This is a genomic window from Desulfovibrio sp. JC022 (assembly GCF_010470665.1).
Classification (GTDB): domain Bacteria; phylum Desulfobacterota; class Desulfovibrionia; order Desulfovibrionales; family Desulfovibrionaceae; genus Maridesulfovibrio.
In genome coordinates this window covers 141,902-164,840 of the sequence record NZ_VOPZ01000006.1, presented here as the reverse complement: position 1 = coordinate 164,840, position 22,939 = coordinate 141,902, and the positions used below count along the sequence as shown (strand labels likewise).

The window sequence follows — 22,939 nt, the reverse complement described above, 5'->3', positions numbered from 1 at the left end:
ATAATGAAACAGGTATTGATTGTTGATGACACTGTAGAAAATTTACAGGTTCTCATGGAAGCCCTTAAAGGTGAGTACGCCATTGTCACGGCCAAGACCGGGGAAAAAGCCCTTGAACTTGCCATGAACAAGCCGCATCCCGATATCATCCTGCTGGATATCATGATGCCGGGGATGAACGGTTACGAGGTCTGTGAAAGGCTTAAAGCTGATGTCAGGACAAAGGACATTCCGGTAATTTTTATCACCGTGCTTATGGAAGAAGAGGACGAGGCCAGAGGGCTGGCTCTCGGTGCGGTGGATTATATTGTGAAGCCTTTCTGCCCTGATCTGGTCAAGGCTCGGGTCAGGAATCAACTGGAGCTTAAGGATCACAAAGATCATCTGGAGCGGCTGGTCAGGGAGCGCACCAAAGAACTGGCTCTGGTCAAGAAGGTGACCATTGAGTGTCTGGCTACTCTGGCCGAGTGGAGGGATCCGGAAACCGGGGGGCATATTGCCAGAACCCAGAACTACGTGAAAATTCTCGCTGAGTATGCCATGCAAAGGGAGGAATTTGCTTCCCAGTTGAATGAAGAGCTGATTGAAACGCTCTACCTTTCTGCACCGCTGCATGATGTGGGGAAGGTCGGGGTGTCCGATGCCATTCTGCTTAAACCGGGCAGCCTCACTGATGAAGAATTTGCGGAAATGAAAAATCATTCGCAATACGGATGTGACGCTCTGGCCGGGGCGGAAAATGCTCTGGGCGGCAATTCCTTTCTGCACCATGCCCGCGAAATTGCTTATTACCATCATGAAAAATGGGACGGCACAGGATATCCCAGCGGCGCATCCGGGAAAGACATTCCTCTTTCCGCGCGGATCATGGCTATTGCCGACGTTTATGATGCCCTGATTTCCAAACGGGTATATAAAGATCCTTTTCCCCATTCCAAGGCAGTGAATATTATTTCCGAAGGGAGTGGAACCCATTTCGATCCCCGGTTGACTGAAATCTTTCTGGAAATACAGGAAGAATTCAGGGAAATCGCTCTTGAGTTCGCTGATTTTGATGAAGAGCGGGAAACTCTCAAACAGTAAACGGGTACAGGCATGACAGAGAAACCTACTGTGCTGGCAGTTGATGATACTCCTGAGAATCTGCATGTACTCATGGATCTGCTCAAGGATGAATATGCCATTATTGCGGCCAAGGACGGGGAAAAAGCCCTTAAGCTGGCTAGGAGTAAAGATCCTGATATCATTCTTCTGGATGTGATGATGCCGGGGATGGACGGTTATGCGGTCATAAGGGAACTTAAGGCTGATGAGCAGACCAAGGATATTCCGGTAATATTTGTCACCTCTTTGAGCGAGGCCGGGGACGAAACCAAGGGGCTTGCCTTGGGGGCCATTGATTATATTGCCAAGCCGTTTAATCCTGATATTGTCAAGGCGCGGGTCAGGAATCATCTTGAATTACGGGAGGCCGTGCGTTTACGTGAGGATGTGGAACGTATCATGCGCCATGACCTAAAATCCCCGCTGACCAGTGTGATCAGTCTGCCTCAGCTCATCCTTATGTCCGGCGAGTATGATGAGCACATCAAGTCCATGCTCGGGCGCATTGAAGATGCCGGATACACCCTGCTTTCCATGATCAATATGTCCACCGCCCTGTTTAAAATGGAGCGCGGAACCTATAATTTTGTCCCCGAATCAATGGATCTTGCCGCTGTTGTGCGCAAGGTGTTTATCGGCCATGAAGATACTGCGCAGATGCGCGGTCTTGAGCTTGTGCTGGAGATTGACGGGAGTGTTGCCGCAGTGGATCAGGAATTTAAAATTACAGCAGAGGAGTTGCTCTGTTATTCCATGCTGGGCAATCTTGTGGGCAATTCCGTGGATGCCTGTCCTAAAGGGGGCGCGGTAAGGGTTTGCCTTCAGCGTCAGGAAGGTGCAGTTCGCATTTCAGTGCATAATCCCGGTGAGGTGCCGGAAGAGATAAAGAAAAGATTTTTTGCCAAGTACGCCACCTCCGGCAAGGACCGGGGTACCGGGCTGGGTACTTATTCGGCAATGCTTATCGCGCAGGCCCATGGAGGGGATATTTCCATGGAAAGTGTTGACGGTGAGGTCACCGTGGCGGTAACTCTTCCCCAGTAGACAGCCCGTTTAACCGGGGAAGACTTCCTTCAGCTTTTTTTCAAGTGTCATCGGGGTAAACGGTTTGACAATGTAGTTGGTGACCCCTGCGGCAACAGCCTCCATCACAAGCTCCTGTTCCGCTTCAGCGGTGACCATGATCACCGCAAGGTTTTCGTACTCGGAAGTGGTCCGTATTTTTCGTAAGAAATCAAGTCCGCTCATGCGGGGCATGTTCCAGTCCAGCAGCACAAGGCTGGTCGAAGGATGTTCTTCCAATTGCTCCAAGGCCATAAGCCCGTCTTCGGCATAGTGTATGTTAAAATAGCCCAGCATGCGCATGATATCGGCAACAGTACGCCGCATGGCCTGATGGTCGTCTACGATGAGGATACTTGCTTGTGTATTCAGCATGGTTGTCTCCGTAAGGTGCAGGGTAATACCTTAACGACTACCTTTTTTCGTATTCAAGGGCAATGCGTTACTGGAAATAGATTGTAAACTTCTAAAAAAGTTCGGTTGTAAATATGGAATGTTCACTTGATTTTTCCGCTGTGATTTTTGATTTGGATGGAACTTTACTCGATACTCTGGGCGAGATTGCCGCTGCGGGTAATGCCGCTTTAACCCGCATGGGATTTCAGCCCCATCCGGTGGATGCTTATCGGACGTTTGTGGGTGCCGGGGCTAAAAAACTTGCTTGGCGTGCTTTGCCTGAAGATAAACGGACTGATGAAGTTTATGAGACGTTTGTTCCCGTCCTGCTTGAAGAGTTCGACAAGGGGCTCAATACCATTGCCAAGCCATATGCCGGGATTCCGGAAGTGCTTGCCGATTTTGCTTCCTGCGGGAAAAAGATGGCTGTTCTTTCCAATAAACCCCATGAGTTTACTATTGAGGCCGTGAATAAATTCCTGCCGGATGTGGACTTTTTTGAAGTTTACGGCGGCCGCAAGGATGTTCCTCTCAAGCCTGAACCGGATGTGGCTCTTGAGCTTGCAAAGGCCATGGGAGCAGCCCCTCAACAGACCCTTTTTATAGGTGATTCCGATGTGGATATTAAAACCGGGATCAATGCGGGAATGATTTCCATCGGGGCCGGCTGGGGCTTTCGTGGAGAGAGTGAGCTTGTAAAAGCGGGGGCCAATATTGTTCTGGATACACCGGCTGATTTGGTTTCATTGCTTTGATTTATAAATTTATTTTTACGTATGCTCTTTAAGGGAGGAACAGCTGAAGCTGTTCCTCCCTTATCTTTGTGTGAAGTAAATTCATATTTTAATTGCTCTTCAATCGTTATTGTGATTAATTAAAGCTAAGTTTTCAGTTGTTTTGCAATAGTGAAGGGTGGGTTATGAAAATTTTTGTTGGAGATTTAGAAGTCGGAATGCGTCTGGCTGAAGATGTAAAAGGAGCCAATGGACGTTTTTTGCTGGCAGCTGACACCGTTATCGAAGAGCGGCACCTGCGAATTTTTAATATTTGGGGTGTGAGTGAAGTTGAGGTTCTCGGCGGCAAAGGAGCTGGGGAATCTGATGCTGACCCCCAGCTACATGCTCTTGCCAAGGAGTATGTGGATGGAATTTTTGCATATGCAGACATGACTGTGGCTCCAATGGAAGTTTTGAAGGAGGTAAGCGTTAAGTATTTTGTGAGAGAGCTGGAGAAAAATAACGAATTACCTCATACGATGATTTCCATGGGCCGTGAACCAGATATCCCCGAGACCCCTCTTTTTGCCAGCGCGGACGCATTTTTAAAGAGCGGTATCCGTTTAGCTTCTTTTCCAGACATTTATTATAAGATAATGGAGGCCCTAAATGATCCGGGGTCCGGTTCAGAAAATCTTGCGGATATTATTTCTAAAGATTCAGGGCTTAGTGCAAAGCTGATCAGTCTGGTCAACAGTCCTTTATATGGTTTTGATCTGCCGGTGGAGTCCTTGAGCAGAGCTGTCTCTCTTGTAGGAACAAATGGAGTCTGCCAGCTGGCATTGAGTGTTTCGGTAATGGAAGCGTTCAAAGGCGAGCATAATACGGGATTTTCCATGGCTGACTTCTGGAAGCATTCGCTTGCCTGTGCTGTTTTTTGCCGTATTTTAGCCTTGCAGGTTCCCGGCGTATCGCAGGATAAATGTTTTGTTGTGGGAATGCTCCATGACGTAGGACAGTTGATCATGCTACAGCAGTGTCCGGAAAAGATTGATATGGCCTTTGAGCTGCGCATGGCTCGCGGCATCAGTTATTGCGAAGCAGAGTCAATCATTTTTGGATTTGACCATTGCGATCTTGTTGGGAGCCTTTTTAAACTCTGGAATATTCCACCGTCGATTACTGCCGGAGTGGTCGGGCATCACGGGAGTCGTTCCGGGGAATTCTGTATTGAATCAGCAATATGTTCTGTTGCTGATTCCATGGCGGTGGCAATGCAGTATGGAACTGATAGCTTTGGTCTTGTAAATACTCCTTACCCGGGGGCCTGGGATGCTCTTGGGCTTCCTGATGGAGCGGTTGTTACCACAGCGTTGAAGGCCAGACGTCAGATTGCGGACATTCTTACCATATTTGGAGGATAGAATGGACGACAAAGCGTTGATAAAATTTCAGCGTCAGCAGATCTCTTCCTTGCAGGAAGAGAAGTCCGCAGCTATGGAGGCTCTGGATCTGGCCCGTGAGTTGGGTACTATAAGCTCCCTTTCCAATCCGCAATCCTCGCTGGAAATGTTACTGCAAGAAATTTGTGATCGCGCCAACAAGATGATTCCGTTCAAGTCCTGCGCGGTTTATCTTATTGATAATGATACACAGGACTTTGTACAGGCCCGTTCCTGCCCGGAGTACGCAGCAGCAAGGCTGGAAAAGGAAGTCGGTTTACTTATTGAAGATCAGTCTTTTGCTTATGCTCTACAGTCTGACGGCCCCGTATTTTTTCTTGATTCTGCGGGAGACAGTCACATTTTCCTTCACACTCTCTTAACTCCGTCCCGGGTGCGGGGAATGTTTGTGGGGGTAATGGTCCAGAGCAAGGAAGATATACTTGATACAACCCTGAAGCTTTTTTCCGTATTCATGCTTTCTGCGGCCAATGCTCTTGAGAATTGCGAAACCCGTGAATTTATGCGTAATCACAGTCAGGAATTGGAACGCAAGGTCCAGCAGCGAACTTTGGATCTAGCCGATGCCTTTGACCGGCTTGACGTAACTTTGGACGGAATGCAGGCCGGGGTTATGGTGGTGGAAGCTGAAGACCATAAAATTGTTGATGCTAATCCCAAGGCATTGGAAATGTTGGGAGTGGGATGGGAAGAATTAATCGGCAGGCAATGTTTTGATGTTATTTGTTCTGCGTTCAGAGGCAATTGTCCGATTACTGATCGGGGACTGAATGAGGATAACGGGGAGTATGTCATTGAACGCAGGGATGGAGTAAGCATACCTATCCAGAAGACCGTGAGCAGGGTTATGATCAATGGCAAACTGCACATGGTTGAAAATTTTATAGATATCAGTGAGCAGAAAAAGCTGGCTGATCTTAAGGAAGATGTGGACCGCATAATGCGCCACGACCTTAAAGGTCCCTTGAACGGTATTATCGGGCTGCCGGATATCCTGCTTATGGATGATGAGGGTAATCTTACTGAAAGCCAGCGGGAAATTTTGGAATACATACAGGCTTCAGGATACAAATTATTGAACATGATTAACCTTTCTCTTGATCTTTATAAAATGGAAACCGGGGCCTACGAGTACCATCCGGCTGTTGCGGATGTTTATGCTCTCGCCCGCTCTGTTTTGAAGGACCTATTTGAGCTGATTAATTATAAAAAACTTGTGGTCCGGGAGCAGTTTGGAGGAAAGGGTGTTGAAAAAGGTTTTTCCTTTAATATCCGTTGTGATGAATTTTTGACCTATTCGCTGTTATCGAATCTCCTTAAAAATGCTGTTGAAGCTTCCCCTGCTGAGAGTGTGATCACGTTGGATGTGAATGATGATCTCGGGGATATATTAATAAAAATACATAATATGGGAGTCGTGCCCGAAGATATCCGGGATACTTTTTTTGAGAAATACGTGACTGCGCATAAGTCCGGGGGGACCGGACTGGGAACATATTCAGCAAAGCTTATTGCTGAAACTATGGGCGGCAGTGTTTCATTTGAAAGTTCTGATGTAAAAGGGACATCTATTTTTATAAAGCTTCCGGGAATTGAAGATTGAGGCTGATTTATAATTATAAGTCGTTTGAAAAGTAAGTACTGGTGTGTTAAATTTTGCTAATGTAATTCCCTCAATCAAAGTCCGTGAGGTGGCGTGATGAAGTTTTTGGTTGCTGAAGATGATTTTGCTTCAAGGAATTTTTTACAGCTTTTTCTCAGGAGGCACGGTGAGGTCGATGTGGCTGTGAACGGGGCAGAGGCTTTGGATGTTTATAAGTCCGCTCTTCAGGAGAATGACCCGTATCAGTACGTATTTATGGATATTATGATGCCGGAGAAAAACGGCCTTGATGCTGCCCGTGAGATTCGGGAGATTGAGCGTGAACTCGGAGTTACTCCGGCAAATGAATCAGTGATCATAATGGTGACGGCTCTTTCTGATGTGAAAACTGTTTTTGAGGCCTTTAATAAAAGTGAAGCTACTGATTATCTGGTCAAACCCATCACCGTAGAAAGTTTGACAGAAAAACTCAGAGAGATGGGGATTGTCAGTGATGAGTGATGATTTTGAACAGGATTTGTTCTTGAGTGAATTTGTGCATGAGTGCCGTGAAGCGACTGAACTGGCGGTGCAGGATGTTCTTAGTCTTGAACAGGTTCGGGATCAGGATTCTATTGACCGTATTTTCAGAGTGCTGCACAGCGTGAAAGGCAACTCATCAATGATGGGATTTATGGAGTTGTCCGGATTTGTACATAAGGTGGAGGATGCCTGTTCGGATATCCGTTCCGGCAAACGTGAGCCGGACAAAAAAGTTATTGATATCTTGCTGAAGAGTTTTGACCTGATTGATGAGGTCTTTTCCTACATTATCGATAAGGGCGATGATAAAATTGATTATAATCAGGGCTATGACCGTCTTAAAAAACTTGATGCCGCTCTAGAAGTACCTGAGTCCTGTCTGAGTCCTGCCCCTGTCAGTGTTGAAAGTGCGCCCCTTGAGTCGGAAGTGGCTGCTCCTGAAGTAAAACCCGCAGTTGTCCCGGTTGAAGAGCCGTTGCAGGCTTCCGCCGTAGGCGGTCAGGTTCGCAAGAACCCCACTGCCTTGATCGTGGATGATGATTTTGCAAGCCGCAAAGTCCTGAGTCATTATCTTTCAAAATTTATGCCTTGCTACGTTGCCAAGGATGGGGGTGAGGCTATTCAGGCTTTTACTGGAAGCCTTGCTGAAGACACCCCTCGTTTTGATCTTATAGTGCTTGATATTATGATGCCTAATATCGATGGTTTGCAGGCCTGCAAGGCTATCCGCCAGATGGAGCGTAGTACGAATATGGATACCTTCGGCGAAGAAGCAAAGATTTTTATTGCCAGCAGCTTGAGTGATGAAAAGACCATTCACAAAGCTCTTTATGATTGTCAGGCTGATACTTATCTGATTAAACCTGTGATGCTAAAAAAGCTGCACCGTCAGCTTGTACGGTTTAAGTTGATTGAAGATGAATAGAATTTTAAAATTTGCAAAATTAAAATCCCGGACAGGAGTGATTCTGTCCGGGATTTTTTGTGTTTCATGTTGAAAAATAATTTTGTGTATTCTTACACATACCGCGCATAATCAGTAACCAGCAAATGGATCGGTTCTTCGTCTTCATCAACTTCGGGGAAGCGGGGCAGGGGTTCGTGGAAGCGGTTGTCGATATTGTCATCATTGACCGCGCTGACTTCTCCAACCATGACGTCCCCGGTTCCTTCTTCGCAGTAGAAGCAGTGGTACATGCCCGGTTCGAGGCAGATGGACTCGCCCGGTTCAAGCACAATCACTCCGCCCGGTTCAACGGTTCGTACAAAACCGTCTACACTTACTTTAAGCGGTTTATCGGACATGGATTCATCTTTATTGGAGCCGTATAGTTTGATTGCCAGATTGCCGCCCGCACGGTTGATGATGTCTTCGCGTTTAGACCAGTGGAAATGCATGGGGCAGAGCTGGCCTTCACGCAGGATCATGATTTTTTCCGCGTAGGGTTTGGGGTCTGCGGTCTGGAGATTGCCGTTGCGGATGGTGAACAGGATCAGCCCCAGTTTGTCGAAATCGCCCTTGCCGTAATCGGTCAAATCCCAGCCGAGCATGTTGTGCACAACTTCACTTTCGCCTTTGCCTTTCCAATCTTCCGGTCCCCAGAAGGCCCATTTGGGCAGGTTGAAACGGTGGCTGGCGTAAAATTCTTTGGCCTTTACGATAAGTGCGTTGATCTCGCTTCTTTTCATGTTTTTATCCTATATTGAAAAATTATTTTATTAACTTAAATTCGTTCGGGATAGCGGGCATAGCCCCTTTGCAGGAACAGACATGAGCAGCCAGTCTGTTGGCATGTTCGCTTATTTCTTCCAGTGAATGATCCAGCAGCAGCCCGATAGCAACAGATGCCGTAAAAGAATCCCCGGCCCCGATGGTATCGGCAATTTCTTTGATCTCAACTCCGGGATGTTCAACTTCATCGTCTGCTCCGATGATCAGGCTGCCGTTGCTTCCACGGGTCAGAACTGAGCACTTCAGCCCGAATTCATCATGCAGTGTTTTGAGCATGTCCCGCTCACTACCCTGAAGTCCGAACATGGGGGCGATGACTTTGATTTCATCATCGTTCAGCTTCAGCACATCGGCTCGTTTAAGGGATTCAGCGATGATTTCCTTGCTGTAAAAAAGCTGGCGCAGGTTCATGTCATAAACCTTAAGGGCCTGCGGGGCGGCATCCAGAAAAGTATGGATTGCCTTCCGGGATTGTTCGCTGCGCTGGGCAAGGGTGCCGAAGCAGACCGCATCCACCTGCGAGGCAAAGCCCATGGCGGTATCATTTAATTTCAGGTGATCCCAGGCTATGTCGTCCGGGAAGTAGTAGGTTGCCACGCCCTGATCATCCAAGCGGGCTTCCACGTATCCGGTCTCATGGTCGCAGTCAATGCTGACCCCGGAGAGGCAGAGTTCGCGGTTCATCAATTCTTTGGATGCTCTGCGACCGCGTTCATCATCTCCGATAGTAGAGATGGCTGCGCCGTCAGCGCCCAGCCGTCCGGCATGGTAAGCAAAATTGACTGGGGCACCGCCGATTTCTTCAGAATCAGCCAGTACGTCAAATAATATTTCGCCAAGTCCAGCGATGAAGAATTGTTTCATGTATGCCTCCGGCGGCTCTCCGAGGGCCAGAGGGGGAAACTTTTGGGAAAAGTTTCCCCCTCTGGACTCCCCCATCAAAACTTTTTAGTAGGGCTTCGCCATTTTGTATGTTTAATTTGTATTAAATTTTAGGTTGTTACCAACGGCGAAGCCTTAATAAAAGGTTTTGGGATTCTTAAACCCTTTTGCAAAAGGGTTTAAGGCTCCCGGCAGGGCCGTCGGAGACATAATGCGATTATTAAAAAAGCGCGTAGCGCATCAAATTTACTCTTTTACTGATCCAGCTAATAATCCGCGGATAAAGTAGCGTCCGAGGAAGATATAAATCATGAGTACGGGGAGCGCAGCCATGATTGATCCGGCCATGGGCAGGTTCCAGCTTACGGCCTGTCCGCCGGCAAGCTGGGCCAACCCTACGGTGATGGGGTTGTCTTCATGGCGTGTTAAACAGATCCCCCAGAGGAATTCGTTCCAGATCTGGGTAACCTGCCAGAGGCTGGTGACCACGAAACCGGGAATGGACAGCGGGAAGACTATTTTGGTGTAGATGGAAAAGAATCCGGCCCCGTCCAGCCTTGCGGATTCCACCAGCGCGGTAGGAATCTGGGAGTAGAAGTTACGGAAAATCAGCGAGGTGATGGGCAACCCGTAAACCACGTGGGCAAGGATCAGTCCCGGCAAACCGCCGTAGAGATTCATGGCCCGCAGGGTCTGGAAGAGCGGGATCAGGATAACCTGATAGGGAATGAACATGCCGAACAGGAACAGGGTGAAGACCAGTTCGCTGCCTTTGAATTTCCATTTGGAAAACACATAACCGTTCAGGGAGCCGAGTACCGTGGAAAGTGCAGTGGCGCAGACGGTCAGGATCAGTGAACTGGCAATATTGGATTTGAGGAGTTCAAAGGCATGCGGGAAACTTTGCCAGTTGAATTTTTCCGGCAGCTCCCACGCAGTAGGCAGGCTGATATTTGCCGGGTCCTTGAGCGCGGTTACAATCGCCATGTAAGCGGGCATAAGGAAAAACAGGGCCAGCACGAAAAGTGATCCGTAAAGCAGGACGGAGCCGGGGGTGATACCGGATTTCTGTGTTGTACTCATGGTTTACCCCTTTCTCCTTTGCTTATACTGGCTGATCACGTAGGGAACGATGAATGTGCCTGCCACCAGAAAAAGTACAATGGCAATGGCCGCGCCCCGAGCAAAATCGTTGGCCCGGAAGGTGGTCATGTACATGTTCAGGGCCGGGTGCCCGGTCTGGGCGTTGTCCGGTCCGGTCATGGCGAAAATGATGTCGAACATCTTCAATGAGATGTGCGAGAGGATAATTACCGCGCTGATGGTGATGGGCTTGAGCATGGGAATGGCTACATAACGGTAATAGTTGGTGGAGCTGGCCCCGTCGAGCATGGCCGCGTCACGCAGATCCTGTGAAATTCCGTTGAACCCGGCAAGGTACAAAGCCATGGTATAGCCCGCGTACTGCCATACTGTGGCGATGATGATACCCAGTGTGGCGAGGTTGAAACCGTGCATCTCTTCCATGAACAGAGCCTGAGGCAGGAGCGACCCGCCCAGCCATGCAAACGCACCGACAACCACACCGGGCCCGAGCCAGCGTTTGACGGCCTTCTGCGGATCTCCTTTAAGCAGGAACAGGCCGACCAAAATCAAAATAAAAGCCGCAATGTAGATAAGTATCTGTAAAATGTTCTGCCAGTTGAATTCAAGAATGGCTTTGGTGGAAGAGGTCCACTGAAAATCAAGGGCATCGAATCCAAAGTAGGTGGGCAGTACGTTGACTCCGCCCTGCGGTGCCAGCAGCCAACGCCAGATAGTACCGGATACGATGAAAGAAAGGGACATTGGATAGAGGAAGATCGTACGCAGAACGTCTTCGCCCTTGGGCTTCTGGTCCAGAAGGATGGCGATGAACATGCCAAGGCCGATGGCTCCTGCTAAAAGCATAAGCGAGTAGTAGACCGCGTTGACAAGATCCTGCCTGAATCCGGCGGAAAGGAACCCGTTGAACAGGTCCACATAGTTATCCAGACCGATGAAATTTTTCTGCGGATCAAAAGCCAGTGCGCCGGAGCCGCCCCAATCGGTCATGGAAATCCAGATGGTATTGCCGATAAAACCGTAAACGAAAACGGCGATCAGGATGATTGATGGCAGAAGGGTTAAAAACGCCTTCAGCCTGTCCCGTGATGCTTCCCTCATATACCGAAACCTCTTTTGGGACCGCGCCGGACATAATCCGGCGCGGTTTTTAATACTTTGCAAGGGATGTCTCCGGCGGCCCTTCGGGGACCCTGCCGGGGGCCTTAAACCCTTTGGAAAGGGTTTAAGAATCCCAAACTGTTTTATTAGGCTTCACCCTGTTAGTTAAATAAAACGGGGCTTATCCTGATTTTTATTTACCAATCTGGGCTTTGTTAGCCAACTGCTGGCTTGCCATGGCGGTAGCCTTGGCATTCTTGGTTTTCAGGAACATTTCCATGACCTGTGCGAAGCCGCCCATGAAGGTTTCGTTGGCTGCTGCGCCGTGGATCAGGGAAGCTGCAACTGCGTCTTTTGCGAAGTCCTTGGCTGCGGACTGCAAGTAGATGTTGTACTTGCTCAGGTCGGTGTCGGTACGGGCGGAGATGGAACCCTTGAGGGGGTTGAAGGTATCACTGCCTTTCTTGGAACCGAGCAGTTTCAGCCATGCAATGGCGTTATCGCGGTTAGGTGCGCCCTTGGGCAGACCGAAGGAGTCAGCAAGGAAGATGAATACACCTTCAGTCTCAGGGGAAGCCAACCATGCAAAGTCTTTGCCCGGAACCATCTTCTTGGTTGTCTCCATGTAACCTGCGGCCCAGTCACCCATGATGTTGAATGCTGCGCGGCCGTCGATAACCATATCGGTTGCCTGCTGCCATGAAAGGGAAGCTGCATCGGTGTTGGTGTAAGGCAGGATTTTGCCGAAGAGTTCCCAAGCCTTGATCATTTCAGGGTTGTCGAACTTCATTTTTCCGGACCAGAGGTCGTTCCATTTTTCAGCACCGATGGATGCGATAACAACGGATTCCCAAAGGTGGGTTGCGGTCCAGTTCGCACCCATAGCCAGAGGGGTGATGCCTTCTTTCTGAAGTTTGGGGGCAATTTTCAGAAAATCGTTCCAGTTTTTAGGTGCTTCCACGCCCCATTTTTTCAGGTTGGCGGGGATGTACCACATCACGTTGGAGCGGTGAATGTTTACAGGAACAGACCAGATACCCTTGTCAGTACCGATCAGTTTGACCAAACCTTTAGGGAAAGCATCCATCCAGCCTTCTTCTTTGAACAGGAAGGTCAGATCTTCCATGCGGTCGGATTTAACCCATGTTCCGATGAGTTCCTGACCTGCGTGAACCTGAAAGCTGTCCGGCGGCTCACCACCGAGCATGCGGGTTTTCAGTACAGCCTTGGCGTTAACGCCGGAACCACCGGAAACGGTAGCATCGATGACGTTAACATTGGGATGTTGGCCTTTGTAGAGGCCGATCAGGGCCTGCAAAGCCGGACCTTCGTCACCTGCCCACCATGAGAAAATTTCAAGATCGCCTTTGAGTTCGTTGGCCTGTGAGACCTGCGGAACCGCCAGCAGCATTACCGCCGCGAACACCAAGCAAAGTTTAATCAGGGACTGTTTCATGTTTCCTCCTAAATGTTAAAACAATCTACGTTATCCTTAAGCCTTTATAGTTCGTCGCTTTAAGAGAAAATTCTAGTAAAGCGCCTCTTTCGTTTCAGGATCGAAAAGCACCATACGGTCAAATTCAAATCCGATGGGAACAGTTTCACCGGGATGGGCAACTACCCGGCCTTCCACTTCGGCAATGAGTTCGTTTTCGCCGTCAATGATGATTTCGAGCAATGAATGGGCACCGAGGATTTCAGAGACTACAACTTCGCCGCTGCACCACCAGTCTTTTTGCAACCGCTCAATGTTGTCGCCCATCTTGATAGAATCCGGGCGCAGTCCGGCCAGAACCGGATCGCCGTCTTTGAGGTTCGGACCCTGATGGTCCTGCACTGGAAATTTAGTGCTGCCTTTGACCACATAACGTTTGCCGTCGATGACCTTGATGGTTCCTTCAAGGATGTTCATGGGCGGGTTGCCGATGAACTGGGCCACGAAAACGTTGTTGGGTTTTTCAAAAACTTCTACCGGAGTACCCACCTGCTGGATGTAACCGTCCTTGAGAATGACAATGCGGTCCGCAAGGGTCATGGCTTCGATTTGGTCATGAGTGACATAGATGGTGGTTGTCTTGAGCCGCATGTGCATTTTGCGCAGTTCCATGCGCATCTGAGTGCGCAGCTGGGCATCAAGGTTGGAAAGCGGTTCATCGAAAAGAAATACATCGGGATTGCGGACCATGGCCCGGCCCATGGCTACACGCTGGCGTTGTCCACCGGAAAGTTCCGAGGGCTTGCGGTGCAGGTAGGGTTCCAGTTCGAGAATCTTGGCAACATCATCGACCCGCTGCTTGATCTCGTCCTTGGATTTCTTGTGCATTTTCAGGGAGAAGCCCATGTTTTCACCGACGGTCATATGCGGATAGAGGGCGTAGTTCTGGAAAACCATGGCCACGTTGCGGTCTTTGGGGGAAACATTGGTGACCACCCGTTCGCCGATGTGGATGTCACCGCCGCTGATGTCTTCAAGACCGGCCACCATGCGTAGCAGGGTGGACTTGCCGCATCCCGAAGGGCCGACCAGCACGATAAATTCGTTGTCATTTACGGAAAGGTCCACACCGTGGATGACCTCGACTGATCCATAACGCTTGATGACGTTCTTAAGTTCTACGTTTGCCATGCTTCATCTCGCCTTGTTCGTTTCCAGTTCCTTCAGGAAATCCTGCGGAACCTGTACTCGGTTGAATGATTGTATTTTTCTCCGGGACGTAAAATCACGGAGGGAAATTCGGGTTTGTTTACCGCGTCCGGGTAGCCCATGGGTTCAATGCAGAAGCCGCATCGAGGCCCGTACTGAATGCCGTTTTTGCCGGGACTTTCGTTTGCAATTCCGTCAGCCGTGTAGAGCTGTACCCCGAGCTGATTGGTGCATACTTCAAGTTCCAGCCCGGATTCTTCACAGCGGGCAATTGCCGCAGGAATAAGTTCTTCGCGTTCATTTTCCAGAACATAAAAGCGGTCCTGCTCGTTTGTTCCCAGCGGAGTGAAATCGATGAAATCCGCCTCTGTTCCGGAGATCTCAACTATCTTTCCATCAGGGATAAGGGCTTCATCGAACGTAGTTGATTTTGTGGAAAAAATCTTCAATTGATGATTGTTAATTTTGCGTCCATTCCCATTTAAATTGAAATAGGGATGTGCGGTTATGTTCAGGGGAGTGGGCTGGTCACTTGTTGCCCGGTAGATAATGCGCAGGGAAGTTCCACTCAGGGTGAAAGTTGCTTCCACCTTCAGGTTGCCGGGATATCCGCCTTCAAGATGCAGACTGAGAAGAGAGAGGGTCAGGGAGGGAGTGTCTTGTTTGTCGCCAACTGCGGCAACTTCCCAGACTTGTCGGTTGAAACCGTTTCTCCCGCCGTGAAGGTGGTTCGGCCCCTCATTGCTGTCCAGTTGAAACTTCTGTCCGTTCAGCTCAAAAGATGCATTTGAAATTCTTCCGGCAACCCGGCCTACAGTGGCTCCCATGTAGTTGCCGTCAGCAGCATATTCCTGCAATGAATCAAAGCCGAGCACTACGTCGAGCATCTTTCCGCTCACCGTGCCATCCACCGGGATTTCCAGCCCTGTGAGGGTGCCCCCGTAGGTGGATATACGCGCTTTGCAGCCTGCACTGTTTTCCAGAGTGAACAGCATGACTTCTTTTCCAAAGGGAGTTTTGCCCCATGACCTGCTGCTGACACCCATCACTTTACCTCCTTGTAGCTCGAACCGCGGAGAAGTAGTTCGGTTTCAAGGGTGATGGTTTCAGGACGGAAATGTTCTTTTTCTTTGAGCTGTTTGAGCAACAGGGTGGCAGCTGTTTTACCCATTTCAAAGGCGGGCTGGTCCACTGAGCTAAGCCCCGGTTCGATGAGTGCGGATTCCGGTGAACCGGAAAATCCGGCTAAGGCAACATCCTCGGGGATGCGCCAGCCAGCTTCGCGGAATCGGCAGAACGCGCCCACAGCCACTGGGTCATTAATGCACAGCACTGCGTCCGGGGGATTGTCCATCTTCAGGTATTCTTCGGCTCCGGAACGTCCGTTGCTGCCCCGGCAGCCGCCGATATTGATGTTAAGTTCCGGATAAAAGGGGATACTGTGGTTTTTTAACGCTTGCAGGTAGCCGTTGAAGCGCAACTTGTTCATGGAAATTCCTTCGCGCCCGGCAAGGAATCCGATGCGTTTGTAGCCCCGGTCAATGAGATGGGAGGTCATTTTGTAGGAGGCCCTGAAATCGTCAATGACCACCTTTCCGGTATCCAATTCATCCACCACCCGGTCAAACTGGACCAGCGGGATGCCCTGTCGCATAATGGAGCGCATGTGGTCACAGTTTGTGGTCTCAAGGGATATAGCCATGAGTATTCCGGCTACCCGGTTGGCTGTAAGGGCCTTGGTGGTCATGATTTCCCGTTGCAGGGTCTCGTTGGACTGGCAGACCATGATGATATACCCGGCTTCGTAGGCCACTTCCTCAATGCCGCTGATAACTGTGGCAAAAAAATTGTGCCGGATTTCAGGGACAATGACCCCGATGATTTTGCTGCTCTGCTTCTTCAGGCTCTGGGCGATGGGATTGGGCTGGTATCCGTATTTTTCAGCCGCCGCCATGACTACTTCCTTGGTCTTGTCACTGATATCCGGGTGATCGTGCAGGGCGCGTGAAACTGTAGATGCGGATATGCCCAGTTTTCCGGCGAGGTCTTTGAGGGTCATGTGTGCCATGTTATGCTCCTGTCCCAGTTTCAGTTATGGTCAGGAATTCATTGCCCGGCTGGCGGATGGATAGTTCTATGACTGAGTTCTCGCCGAAAATATTTCTCATGGAGCGGCGGTATCTGTTGAAGTCTGAATCATGCACGTAGGCTTGAATGGTTCCGGCAAATCCGCCGCCGTGGACCCGGCCTACACCATGAGAACCGAGGAAAAGTTCGGTGAGACTTAGTGCCAGCGGAATAGGTTGCCGTTTCGGTGCACTTGGACTGAAGCAGTTTTGCAGCAAATCGCTGGAGGAGTGACCGGACTGGGCGACAAGCCGTAGGAATTCATCCATATCCCCGGCATGCAGGGCTTGTGCTTGCTTTAAGGCCCGTTCGTCTTCTCCAATGAAATGAAAGAGGCGTAGTACTGCGCGGTCGCCGACTTTTTCCCGGATGCTGTCCATGTGTTCCAGAATCCGGTTAATAGTCAGACCATGAGCCTGTTCTTGGCCGCAACAAATGGCGGCCTGAAACATTTCTTCCGGGATCGCTGCGTAGTCCGGGGTCAGGTCGGCGTGGCTGCCTCCGGTATCGATAACGCATAACCGATACCCGGTGTTATAAAATCCTTCTGAACACCCTTGAGTATCGAAGCCCGGTTCCACGCGGGTTACCCCCGGACTGGCCGGGTCAGCAAAATCAATAGACAGAATGCCTTCAAATGAGCAGGCCATCTGGTCCATGAAGCCGCAGGGTTTGCCGAAATGAATGTTTTCGGCCTGCTTGGCAACGCTGGCAATTTCAAGAGGGCCAACTTTTCCATCGTTAAAAAGGTAGCTGAAAATACGACCCACCAGTACCTCAAAAGCCGCGGAGGAACTCAGCCCTGCCCCGGCAGGGATGGTACTGTGTACACATGCATTGAAACCTCCGATTTTAAGACCCAGCTTGCGAAATCCGTCTGCCACACCACGGACAATGGCGGCACTGGTTTCTTTTTCCTCTGTGTGAGGTCCGGCCTCAGAAATATCAACAGTGATGGGATTATAGCCCTTGGAAATGATGGTCACTACGTTGCCTTCGGCTCTGGAGAAAGCGGCAAGGCAGTCCAGATTGACCGCTGCGGCCAGCACATGACCGTGGTTGTGGTCTGTGTGATTTCCGCCCATTTCAGTGCGGCCCGGTGCACTGACAAAACAGAGCTCATTACGACCGAAATTTTCAAGCATGCAATGCAGCAGCTCGCGCATGCGTTCCCGTGACTTATCTATTCCGGCGCATGAATGTATCAGGCTGAGTTGCCGATCAAGTCCGCCTTCATCCAGATGTTTACGATAAGCCTCCATGGAATACATGCTATTCCCCCCGGTCCAGATAATGAATTTCAGGGAGTTCGCGCAGTTGCTTGGCACTTTGCTCGGCAGTAATATCCCGCTGGGGCATGCCCAGCATTTCAAATCCGACCATAAATTTTTTCACTGTGGCTGAGCGCAGCAAGGGTGGGTAATAGTGGATATGCCAGTGCCAATGCTCGCCATCTTCATCCAGTGTGGGACGCTGGTGGATACCCATGGAATAAGGGAAAGAGGTCTCGAAAAGATTATCGTAGCGGATGCCCATGCGAACCAGTGCATCGGCGAGGTCATCGCGCTGGTCCGGAGTCATCTCAGTGATTGCACCCATGTGGGCTTTGGGCAGCAGCATGGCTTCAAAAGGCCAGACTGCCCAGAAAGGAACAAGGGCGATAAAAGATTCATTTTCAAAAATGATCCTTTCTTTATTTTTAAGCTCCCGTTCTACGTAGCGGCAAAGCAGACATTTTTTATTCTCATCAAGATATTCCTGCTGACGTTTGTTTTCTGCTTCCGGGATGACCGGAACAGAGCGTGTGGCCCAGATCTGCCCGTGTGGGTGGGGATTGGAGCAGCCCATGATATCGCCCCGGTTTTCAAAAATCTGCACGTAACCGATGTCGTTACGTTCTCCCAGTTCTTTATATTGGTCGCACCACGCATCAACCACCTTCCGAACTGCTTCCGGCTTCATGCGTGAAATGGTCAGGTCATGGCGGGGAGAAAAGCAGACAACACGGCAGGTTCCGCTTTCGGGCTCAATTTTAAATAGACTATCTTCATCGTTGAAGCCTTTCACAGATTCGTTGAGCAGTGCGGGAAAGTCGTTATCGAAAATAAAGATGTCTTTGTAATCAGGATTGCTCGCACCCTGATTGCGGGTATTGCCGGGGCAGAGATAGCATTTGTCATCATAAGGGGGCAGTTTTTTTTGGGCAGTTTTTTCCTGCTTGCCCTGCCATGGGCGTTTGGTCCTGTGCGGTGAAACCAGCACCCATTCCCCGGTCAGGGGATTGTATCTTTTATGCGGATAGTCCTGAAATTCTTTGTTCATTTTTGTGCTCTGCTTTGTCCATTGCTCCGGGCTTTGCAAACGATTGTGCAAACGTAACCGCAAACGTTTTCGGAAATATTGCCTTAAGCAACTTATCTTGTCAATAAGCCGTGCTGAAAAAGTGTTTTTCTTGGTGTTTTACTTGGGTTAAACCAGCCAAAAGACAGCTTTTTTGTGGGTGGTAAAACTAGGTTTTGCTGTTTTTCTCCTTATTTCTAAGGTTCGGAAAATATTGCCTATTGAGATGGCCTGAAAACTTGTTTAGAGTGGCAGTACAACCAACCCGGCGGAATCCTTTTTCGCCATTTTTCTAATAACTGCGTGTTTTTTGATTTCATCCAAGTTCAAATGCGTACCCTCGTATTTACGGCATGAACTTACTTTGAAAAATCAGCGAAGCAATGGATTTATTGAGTAAGGGACAGGAGTCTTTATCCCTCGGCAAGATAAAAAAGTTTTGTCGTTAAGGCCTTGGTTTAGCTTGGTTAAATTAAGATAGATTAATTTTTATCAAGTTTTGATTAAGAGTGTGGGGATGTTTCGGATTTTTTCTTCGTATACAGTTGTAAGAATGCCCATGGAGGCAATCAGCCTGTTATGATGAAGGGAAAGTATTAAGAAGCATTAAACAAAGACATCGGGTGATTGTTTTGAACGTAGAACATAAGGCAGTAATCAATATTATCAGAAAGTGCGCTGAAGGTGATAGCGTATCCTGGAATACTTTTGTGGAGAAATATTCGGGGATAATCTATTTTACCATCAATAATACACTAAAGAGTAAGCTACGTTACTACTCTCAACATCATGCTGATGATATTTGTCAGAACGTTTTCCTGCGTCTTGTACAGAACGATAGAAGTCTGTTAAAAAGATATGATCCGCACAAAGCCAAGATCACAACCTGGCTGATGGTCATTTCCAGAAGTGTGACCATGGATTTTTTGCGAAAGGGGGTATACTGTTTGGCCCCTTTGGACGATTTTATTAATGAACTTGAGGCTCCCGTCGATTCAGTCCATGAAGGATTGGATATTCCGGAGCAGCTGCTTTCGCCCCGTCAGAAGCTGATAGTGACGCTTTTCTTTGAGGACGGGCTGGATATTTCTGAAATTTCCGAGTTTATCGGAATCAAGGAGCAGTCGGTCAGAAGTGCCAAACACAAGGCCCTGATCAAACTTCGCTCCTACCACGGAGTCAGTGGGGAGACTTATGCGCTGACCCGTTAGTGTCCAAAAAATTAAGTTCATTTTATGAATTTGACGGACACGGTACAGACAACCCTGTCGGCACACGGATGGGCTGACAGAAAAAACAACATGAGGTGTTCCATGGACGGAACCGAACGCAACCATTGCAGCCGCATGGAGAAAGACCTGCCTTTTGGTCCTACTCCTGCCTGCCCTGAAATTGATGAGATATGCATGTATCTCGACGGCACTGCTTCCGATGAATTGGTAAGCAGACTTGAAGCCCATCTTGCTGAGTGCCGTTCCTGCCGAACTGCGGTCATGGAGATGAGGCGCAACCTCAAAGGAGCGGTAGTCGCCCCTTTCGGCGGACACTGCATTGAAAAAGCCAAGGAGCTTGTTCAAGAAAAAGATTCTGAAAATGATAATGACCGGGAGTTCAAGGCCATGGCGTGATAGAAAGACCTCCACAACCCACTTCCTCTCACGTCTGCACAGCCGGAAACAGTTACCCCTTCATCAACTGTCTCCATCCTGCCTTGATCATGCCGAATCCCGGTTCATAGGCTGATTGCCTCCTTGAGGCGCATCAACTTGTCCCGCGTATTTCACGCCGGACCCAAGCTGTTGTGCAGAACAGGAGGAAATCATGATCGACGCTACTACGTATTTAAATAATGTTAATAAGAATGCCAAACCCAAGACTCCCAGCAAGGATCTTAACAAAGACGCTTTCCTGAAGCTTTTCGTTACCCAGCTTAAGAATCAGGATCCCGTCAATCCCATGGATAACAAGGAACAGCTGGCTCAGCTGGCCCAGTTCTCCTCTCTTGAAAGACTCACCAACATTTCCAAAGCTATGGATGGTCTGACCAAGACTGTTAAAACCGTGATCGGGCTTAACGCTACCGGATACATCGGTAAAACGGTCATGGCCAAAGGAATCAGTGTGTCCAAAGACGGTTCGGAAACCACTTCCGCTTCCATCTCCCTCCCCGCAGCCTGCAAGTCTGTTTATGTAGATATTTTCGATAAAAAAGGAGCCTTGGTCCGCTCAGTGGAAATGGGCAGTAAAAGTGCCGGAAAATTTGATTTCAAATGGGACGGCATGGACAAGGATAAGAAAGCCGCAGCTGACGGTCAGTATAGAATCGTAGTCCGCGCGGAATCCTCCTCAGGAAAAAAAGTTCTCGCCAATATTGAGGTCTCCGGAAAGGTCAAAGCCGTTAATACGGCCGGCGGCCAGAATATTCTGGAGCTTGAAGACGGCCGCAAGGTGCTTTTGTCCAACGTGACAAGAGTTGTTGCTTAACTTTTTCACTGCAAGGAGATTCTCATGGGTTTAAAAGGATCAATGTACAACGGTATCAGCGGTATCCGTGCTCACAGTCAGGCTATGAGCATTATCGGCAACAACCTTGCCAACGGCAGCACCATCGGTTTCAAGGGAGCGCGTACTTCCTTTGAAGACACATTTTACAGCACAGTCAATACCGGCGGCGGTATAGGTCAGGTGGGCCACGGCGTAGGAATCGCCTCTATTTACGGTGATTTCAAACAGGGCCCCTTCGAACCGTCATCCGAGGCCACAAACGTAGCCATCGGCGGTAAGGGATTCTTCACTGTTCGCCACCCGGATACAGATGCGACATTCTACACCCGCGCCGGAAACTTTATTTTCAACAAGCAGGGGGTGCTGACAGATCCCCACGGCTACGTGGTGCAGGGCTGGAAGGTTAATCCCAATTCCGAAAGCGGTAAGCCGGATACAATCGGCACACCTACGGATATCAAGCTGGACCGTTTTCAGTCACCTCCGGTGCGCACTTCTGAAATAGCCATGAACGTTAACCTCAGTTCCAAGGCTGAGGATAAGTGCAATGTGACCGGACAGCCCTTCTTTTCATTGCACCAGACATGGAATGGGAAAAATAATCCTCCCCTCCCCGCAGACCGCTATGCCTTCCAGAATACCATCAAGACATTTGATGAAAGCGGAACCTCTCATGACCTGACCATTTATTTTGATCCGGTCAAAGATAACACTGTGACCACGGATGCAGCAGGTAACAGGGTTTACGAGTTTATCGTTACTGTTCCCCCCAATGAAGACGGAAGGACAATTGGTGGTACTGCCCTTAAAACCACTTCCGCAGCAGGGCTGCTTATGACCGGGACCATGACTTTCAACCCGCGCGGGGAGATGATCGGCATGAGTTCCTTCTCGCTCAAAGCCGGAGCTACAGGGGGGATGCAGAACCTCAATAACTGGACTCCTTCACCTATGTCTGATTCCGGTAAGCCCATTTTTACTGCCAACTTCCTTGGCAAGGCCGACGCAAACCTTGCCACTGATGCCAAAGCCAATCCCATCACCCTTGATTTCGGACTTAGTAACGGCAGTAATCCGCCCACTTGGAGTACACCCACCACAGCTGATGCTTCGGCTGTAGGTACGGCCTTGTCAAAAATTCCAAACTTTACCACTCCCAAACGGAGCGCATCTTACTCAACCTCCTATGACACTGGTAATGCTCGTAATTCTCAGTCTCAGAACGGGTATGGCGCAGGGTTTCTGCAAGCCGTGGAAGTGGACCGGGACGGTGTTGTTACCGGGCGTTATTCCAACGGGCAGGTGCTCGATCTCTACGTACTCACTCTTGCCAACTTCAACAATCAGTATGGTTTACGCCGTGAAGGGAGCAACCTCTTCTCCAAGACCCGTGATTCCGGGCCGGCACTGACCGGACGGGCCGGAACAGGGCCGCTGGGTTCCATCGCCTCCAACAAGCTGGAGCAGTCCAACGTGGATGTGGGGGATGAAATGGTCAAGCTGATCACCACGCAGCGCGGGTTTCAGGCCAACAGTAAAGCCATCACCACAGCCGACCAGTTACTCGGCGAACTTATCCAGTTGAAGAGATAATTTCTGAATGCCTCCGGCGGCCTCCCCTTCCCCAGCCGCCGGAGG

At 49.4% G+C, this 22,939-nt stretch carries 22 protein-coding genes; 11 read left to right on the top strand and 11 right to left on the bottom strand.

Annotated elements, in window-relative coordinates; genetic code table 11:
* Positions 1-3 precede the first annotated feature (3 nt).
* A complete protein-coding gene (locus FMS18_RS11340; RefSeq protein WP_163294578.1) occupies positions 4-1,083 on the top strand; it encodes a two-component system response regulator in 1,080 nt (359 codons plus the stop codon).
* 12 nt (positions 1,084-1,095) lie between these two features.
* The gene (locus FMS18_RS11335; protein WP_163294576.1) at positions 1,096-2,148 is read left to right on the top strand and encodes a hybrid sensor histidine kinase/response regulator; all 1,053 of its coding nucleotides are present in this window, start codon (positions 1,096-1,098) and stop codon (positions 2,146-2,148) included.
* Between the two features lie 9 nt (positions 2,149-2,157).
* Here FMS18_RS11335 and FMS18_RS11330 read toward each other — a convergent pair whose 3' ends face one another.
* Positions 2,158-2,541: a response regulator gene (locus tag FMS18_RS11330; RefSeq protein WP_163294574.1), complete on the bottom strand. Its 384-nt coding sequence runs from the start codon at positions 2,539-2,541 to the stop codon at positions 2,158-2,160.
* A 113-nt stretch (positions 2,542-2,654) separates the two neighbouring features.
* Here FMS18_RS11330 and FMS18_RS11325 point away from each other — a divergent pair, with 113 nt between their 5' ends.
* From FMS18_RS11325 to FMS18_RS11305, 5 genes are all read left to right on the top strand, one after another.
* Complete coding sequence (locus tag FMS18_RS11325) at positions 2,655-3,317, top strand: HAD family hydrolase (RefSeq protein ID WP_163294572.1); 663 nt, start codon at positions 2,655-2,657, stop codon at positions 3,315-3,317.
* 164 nt (positions 3,318-3,481) lie between these two features.
* Positions 3,482-4,702, top strand: a complete 1,221-nt coding sequence (locus FMS18_RS11320; protein ID WP_163294569.1) for an HDOD domain-containing protein — start codon at positions 3,482-3,484, stop codon at positions 4,700-4,702.
* Between the two features lies 1 nt (position 4,703).
* Positions 4,704-6,344 carry a GAF domain-containing protein gene (locus FMS18_RS11315; RefSeq protein ID WP_163294567.1) on the top strand — a complete coding sequence of 547 codons (1,641 nt, stop codon included), beginning with the start codon at positions 4,704-4,706 and terminating at the stop codon, positions 6,342-6,344.
* A 96-nt stretch (positions 6,345-6,440) separates the two neighbouring features.
* Positions 6,441-6,845, top strand: a complete 405-nt coding sequence (locus tag FMS18_RS11310; protein WP_163294565.1) for a response regulator — start codon at positions 6,441-6,443, stop codon at positions 6,843-6,845.
* Entirely contained in the window at positions 6,838-7,791 is a 954-nt protein-coding gene (locus tag FMS18_RS11305; protein WP_163294563.1) for a response regulator, read from the top strand. Before FMS18_RS11310 ends, FMS18_RS11305 begins: the two co-directional genes overlap by 8 nt.
* Positions 7,792-7,883: 92 nt before the next feature.
* Here the strand turns inward: FMS18_RS11305 and FMS18_RS11300 are convergent, their stop codons facing one another.
* The 10 genes from FMS18_RS11300 to FMS18_RS11255 all read right to left on the bottom strand — a co-directional run bounded on the left by FMS18_RS11300 (position 7,884) and on the right by FMS18_RS11255 (position 18,778).
* Entirely contained in the window at positions 7,884-8,555 is a 672-nt protein-coding gene (locus FMS18_RS11300) for a D-lyxose/D-mannose family sugar isomerase (protein WP_163294561.1), read from the bottom strand.
* A 22-nt stretch (positions 8,556-8,577) separates the two neighbouring features.
* Positions 8,578-9,462: a PfkB family carbohydrate kinase gene (locus FMS18_RS11295; RefSeq protein WP_163294559.1), complete on the bottom strand. Its 885-nt coding sequence runs from the start codon at positions 9,460-9,462 to the stop codon at positions 8,578-8,580.
* A 264-nt stretch (positions 9,463-9,726) separates the two neighbouring features.
* The gene (locus FMS18_RS11290; RefSeq protein WP_163294557.1) at positions 9,727-10,563 is read right to left on the bottom strand and encodes a carbohydrate ABC transporter permease; all 837 of its coding nucleotides are present in this window, start codon (positions 10,561-10,563) and stop codon (positions 9,727-9,729) included.
* A 3-nt stretch (positions 10,564-10,566) separates the two neighbouring features.
* Positions 10,567-11,685 (bottom strand): carbohydrate ABC transporter permease, encoded by a 1,119-nt coding sequence (locus tag FMS18_RS11285; protein WP_163294555.1) that lies wholly within the window; start codon positions 11,683-11,685, stop codon positions 10,567-10,569.
* A 193-nt stretch (positions 11,686-11,878) separates the two neighbouring features.
* Positions 11,879-13,141, bottom strand: coding sequence for an ABC transporter substrate-binding protein (locus FMS18_RS11280; protein ID WP_163294553.1), 1,263 nt, complete (start codon positions 13,139-13,141; stop codon positions 11,879-11,881).
* 72 nt (positions 13,142-13,213) lie between these two features.
* Positions 13,214-14,311: an ABC transporter ATP-binding protein gene (locus FMS18_RS11275; protein ID WP_163294551.1), complete on the bottom strand. Its 1,098-nt coding sequence runs from the start codon at positions 14,309-14,311 to the stop codon at positions 13,214-13,216.
* A gap of 32 nt (positions 14,312-14,343) precedes the next feature.
* Positions 14,344-15,375 (bottom strand): aldose epimerase family protein, encoded by a 1,032-nt coding sequence (locus FMS18_RS11270; protein WP_163294549.1) that lies wholly within the window; start codon positions 15,373-15,375, stop codon positions 14,344-14,346.
* A complete protein-coding gene (locus FMS18_RS11265; RefSeq protein ID WP_163294547.1) occupies positions 15,375-16,397 on the bottom strand; it encodes a LacI family DNA-binding transcriptional regulator in 1,023 nt (340 codons plus the stop codon). The genes FMS18_RS11270 and FMS18_RS11265 overlap by 1 nt, the downstream gene beginning before the upstream one ends.
* Before the next feature lies 1 nt (position 16,398).
* Positions 16,399-17,727, bottom strand: coding sequence for a galactokinase family protein (locus tag FMS18_RS11260; RefSeq protein WP_163294545.1), 1,329 nt, complete (start codon positions 17,725-17,727; stop codon positions 16,399-16,401).
* A 1-nt stretch (position 17,728) separates the two neighbouring features.
* Positions 17,729-18,778: a UDP-glucose--hexose-1-phosphate uridylyltransferase gene (locus FMS18_RS11255; RefSeq protein WP_163294543.1), complete on the bottom strand. Its 1,050-nt coding sequence runs from the start codon at positions 18,776-18,778 to the stop codon at positions 17,729-17,731.
* A gap of 650 nt (positions 18,779-19,428) precedes the next feature.
* Here FMS18_RS11255 and FMS18_RS11250 point away from each other — a divergent pair.
* The 4 genes from FMS18_RS11250 (at position 19,429) to FMS18_RS11235 (ending at position 22,894) form a co-directional block, all read left to right on the top strand.
* A complete protein-coding gene (locus FMS18_RS11250; protein WP_163294541.1) occupies positions 19,429-20,007 on the top strand; it encodes an RNA polymerase sigma factor in 579 nt (192 codons plus the stop codon).
* A 102-nt stretch (positions 20,008-20,109) separates the two neighbouring features.
* On the top strand, positions 20,110-20,424 hold the full coding sequence (locus tag FMS18_RS11245) for an anti-sigma factor (RefSeq protein ID WP_163294539.1): 315 nt from the start codon (positions 20,110-20,112) through the stop codon (positions 20,422-20,424).
* A 193-nt stretch (positions 20,425-20,617) separates the two neighbouring features.
* Positions 20,618-21,280, top strand: coding sequence for a flagellar hook assembly protein FlgD (locus FMS18_RS11240; RefSeq protein WP_163294537.1), 663 nt, complete (start codon positions 20,618-20,620; stop codon positions 21,278-21,280).
* Positions 21,281-21,304: 24 nt separating this feature from the next.
* Positions 21,305-22,894 carry a flagellar hook protein FlgE gene (locus tag FMS18_RS11235; protein ID WP_163294535.1) on the top strand — a complete coding sequence of 530 codons (1,590 nt, stop codon included), beginning with the start codon at positions 21,305-21,307 and terminating at the stop codon, positions 22,892-22,894.
* Positions 22,895-22,939: the final 45 nt, after the last annotated feature.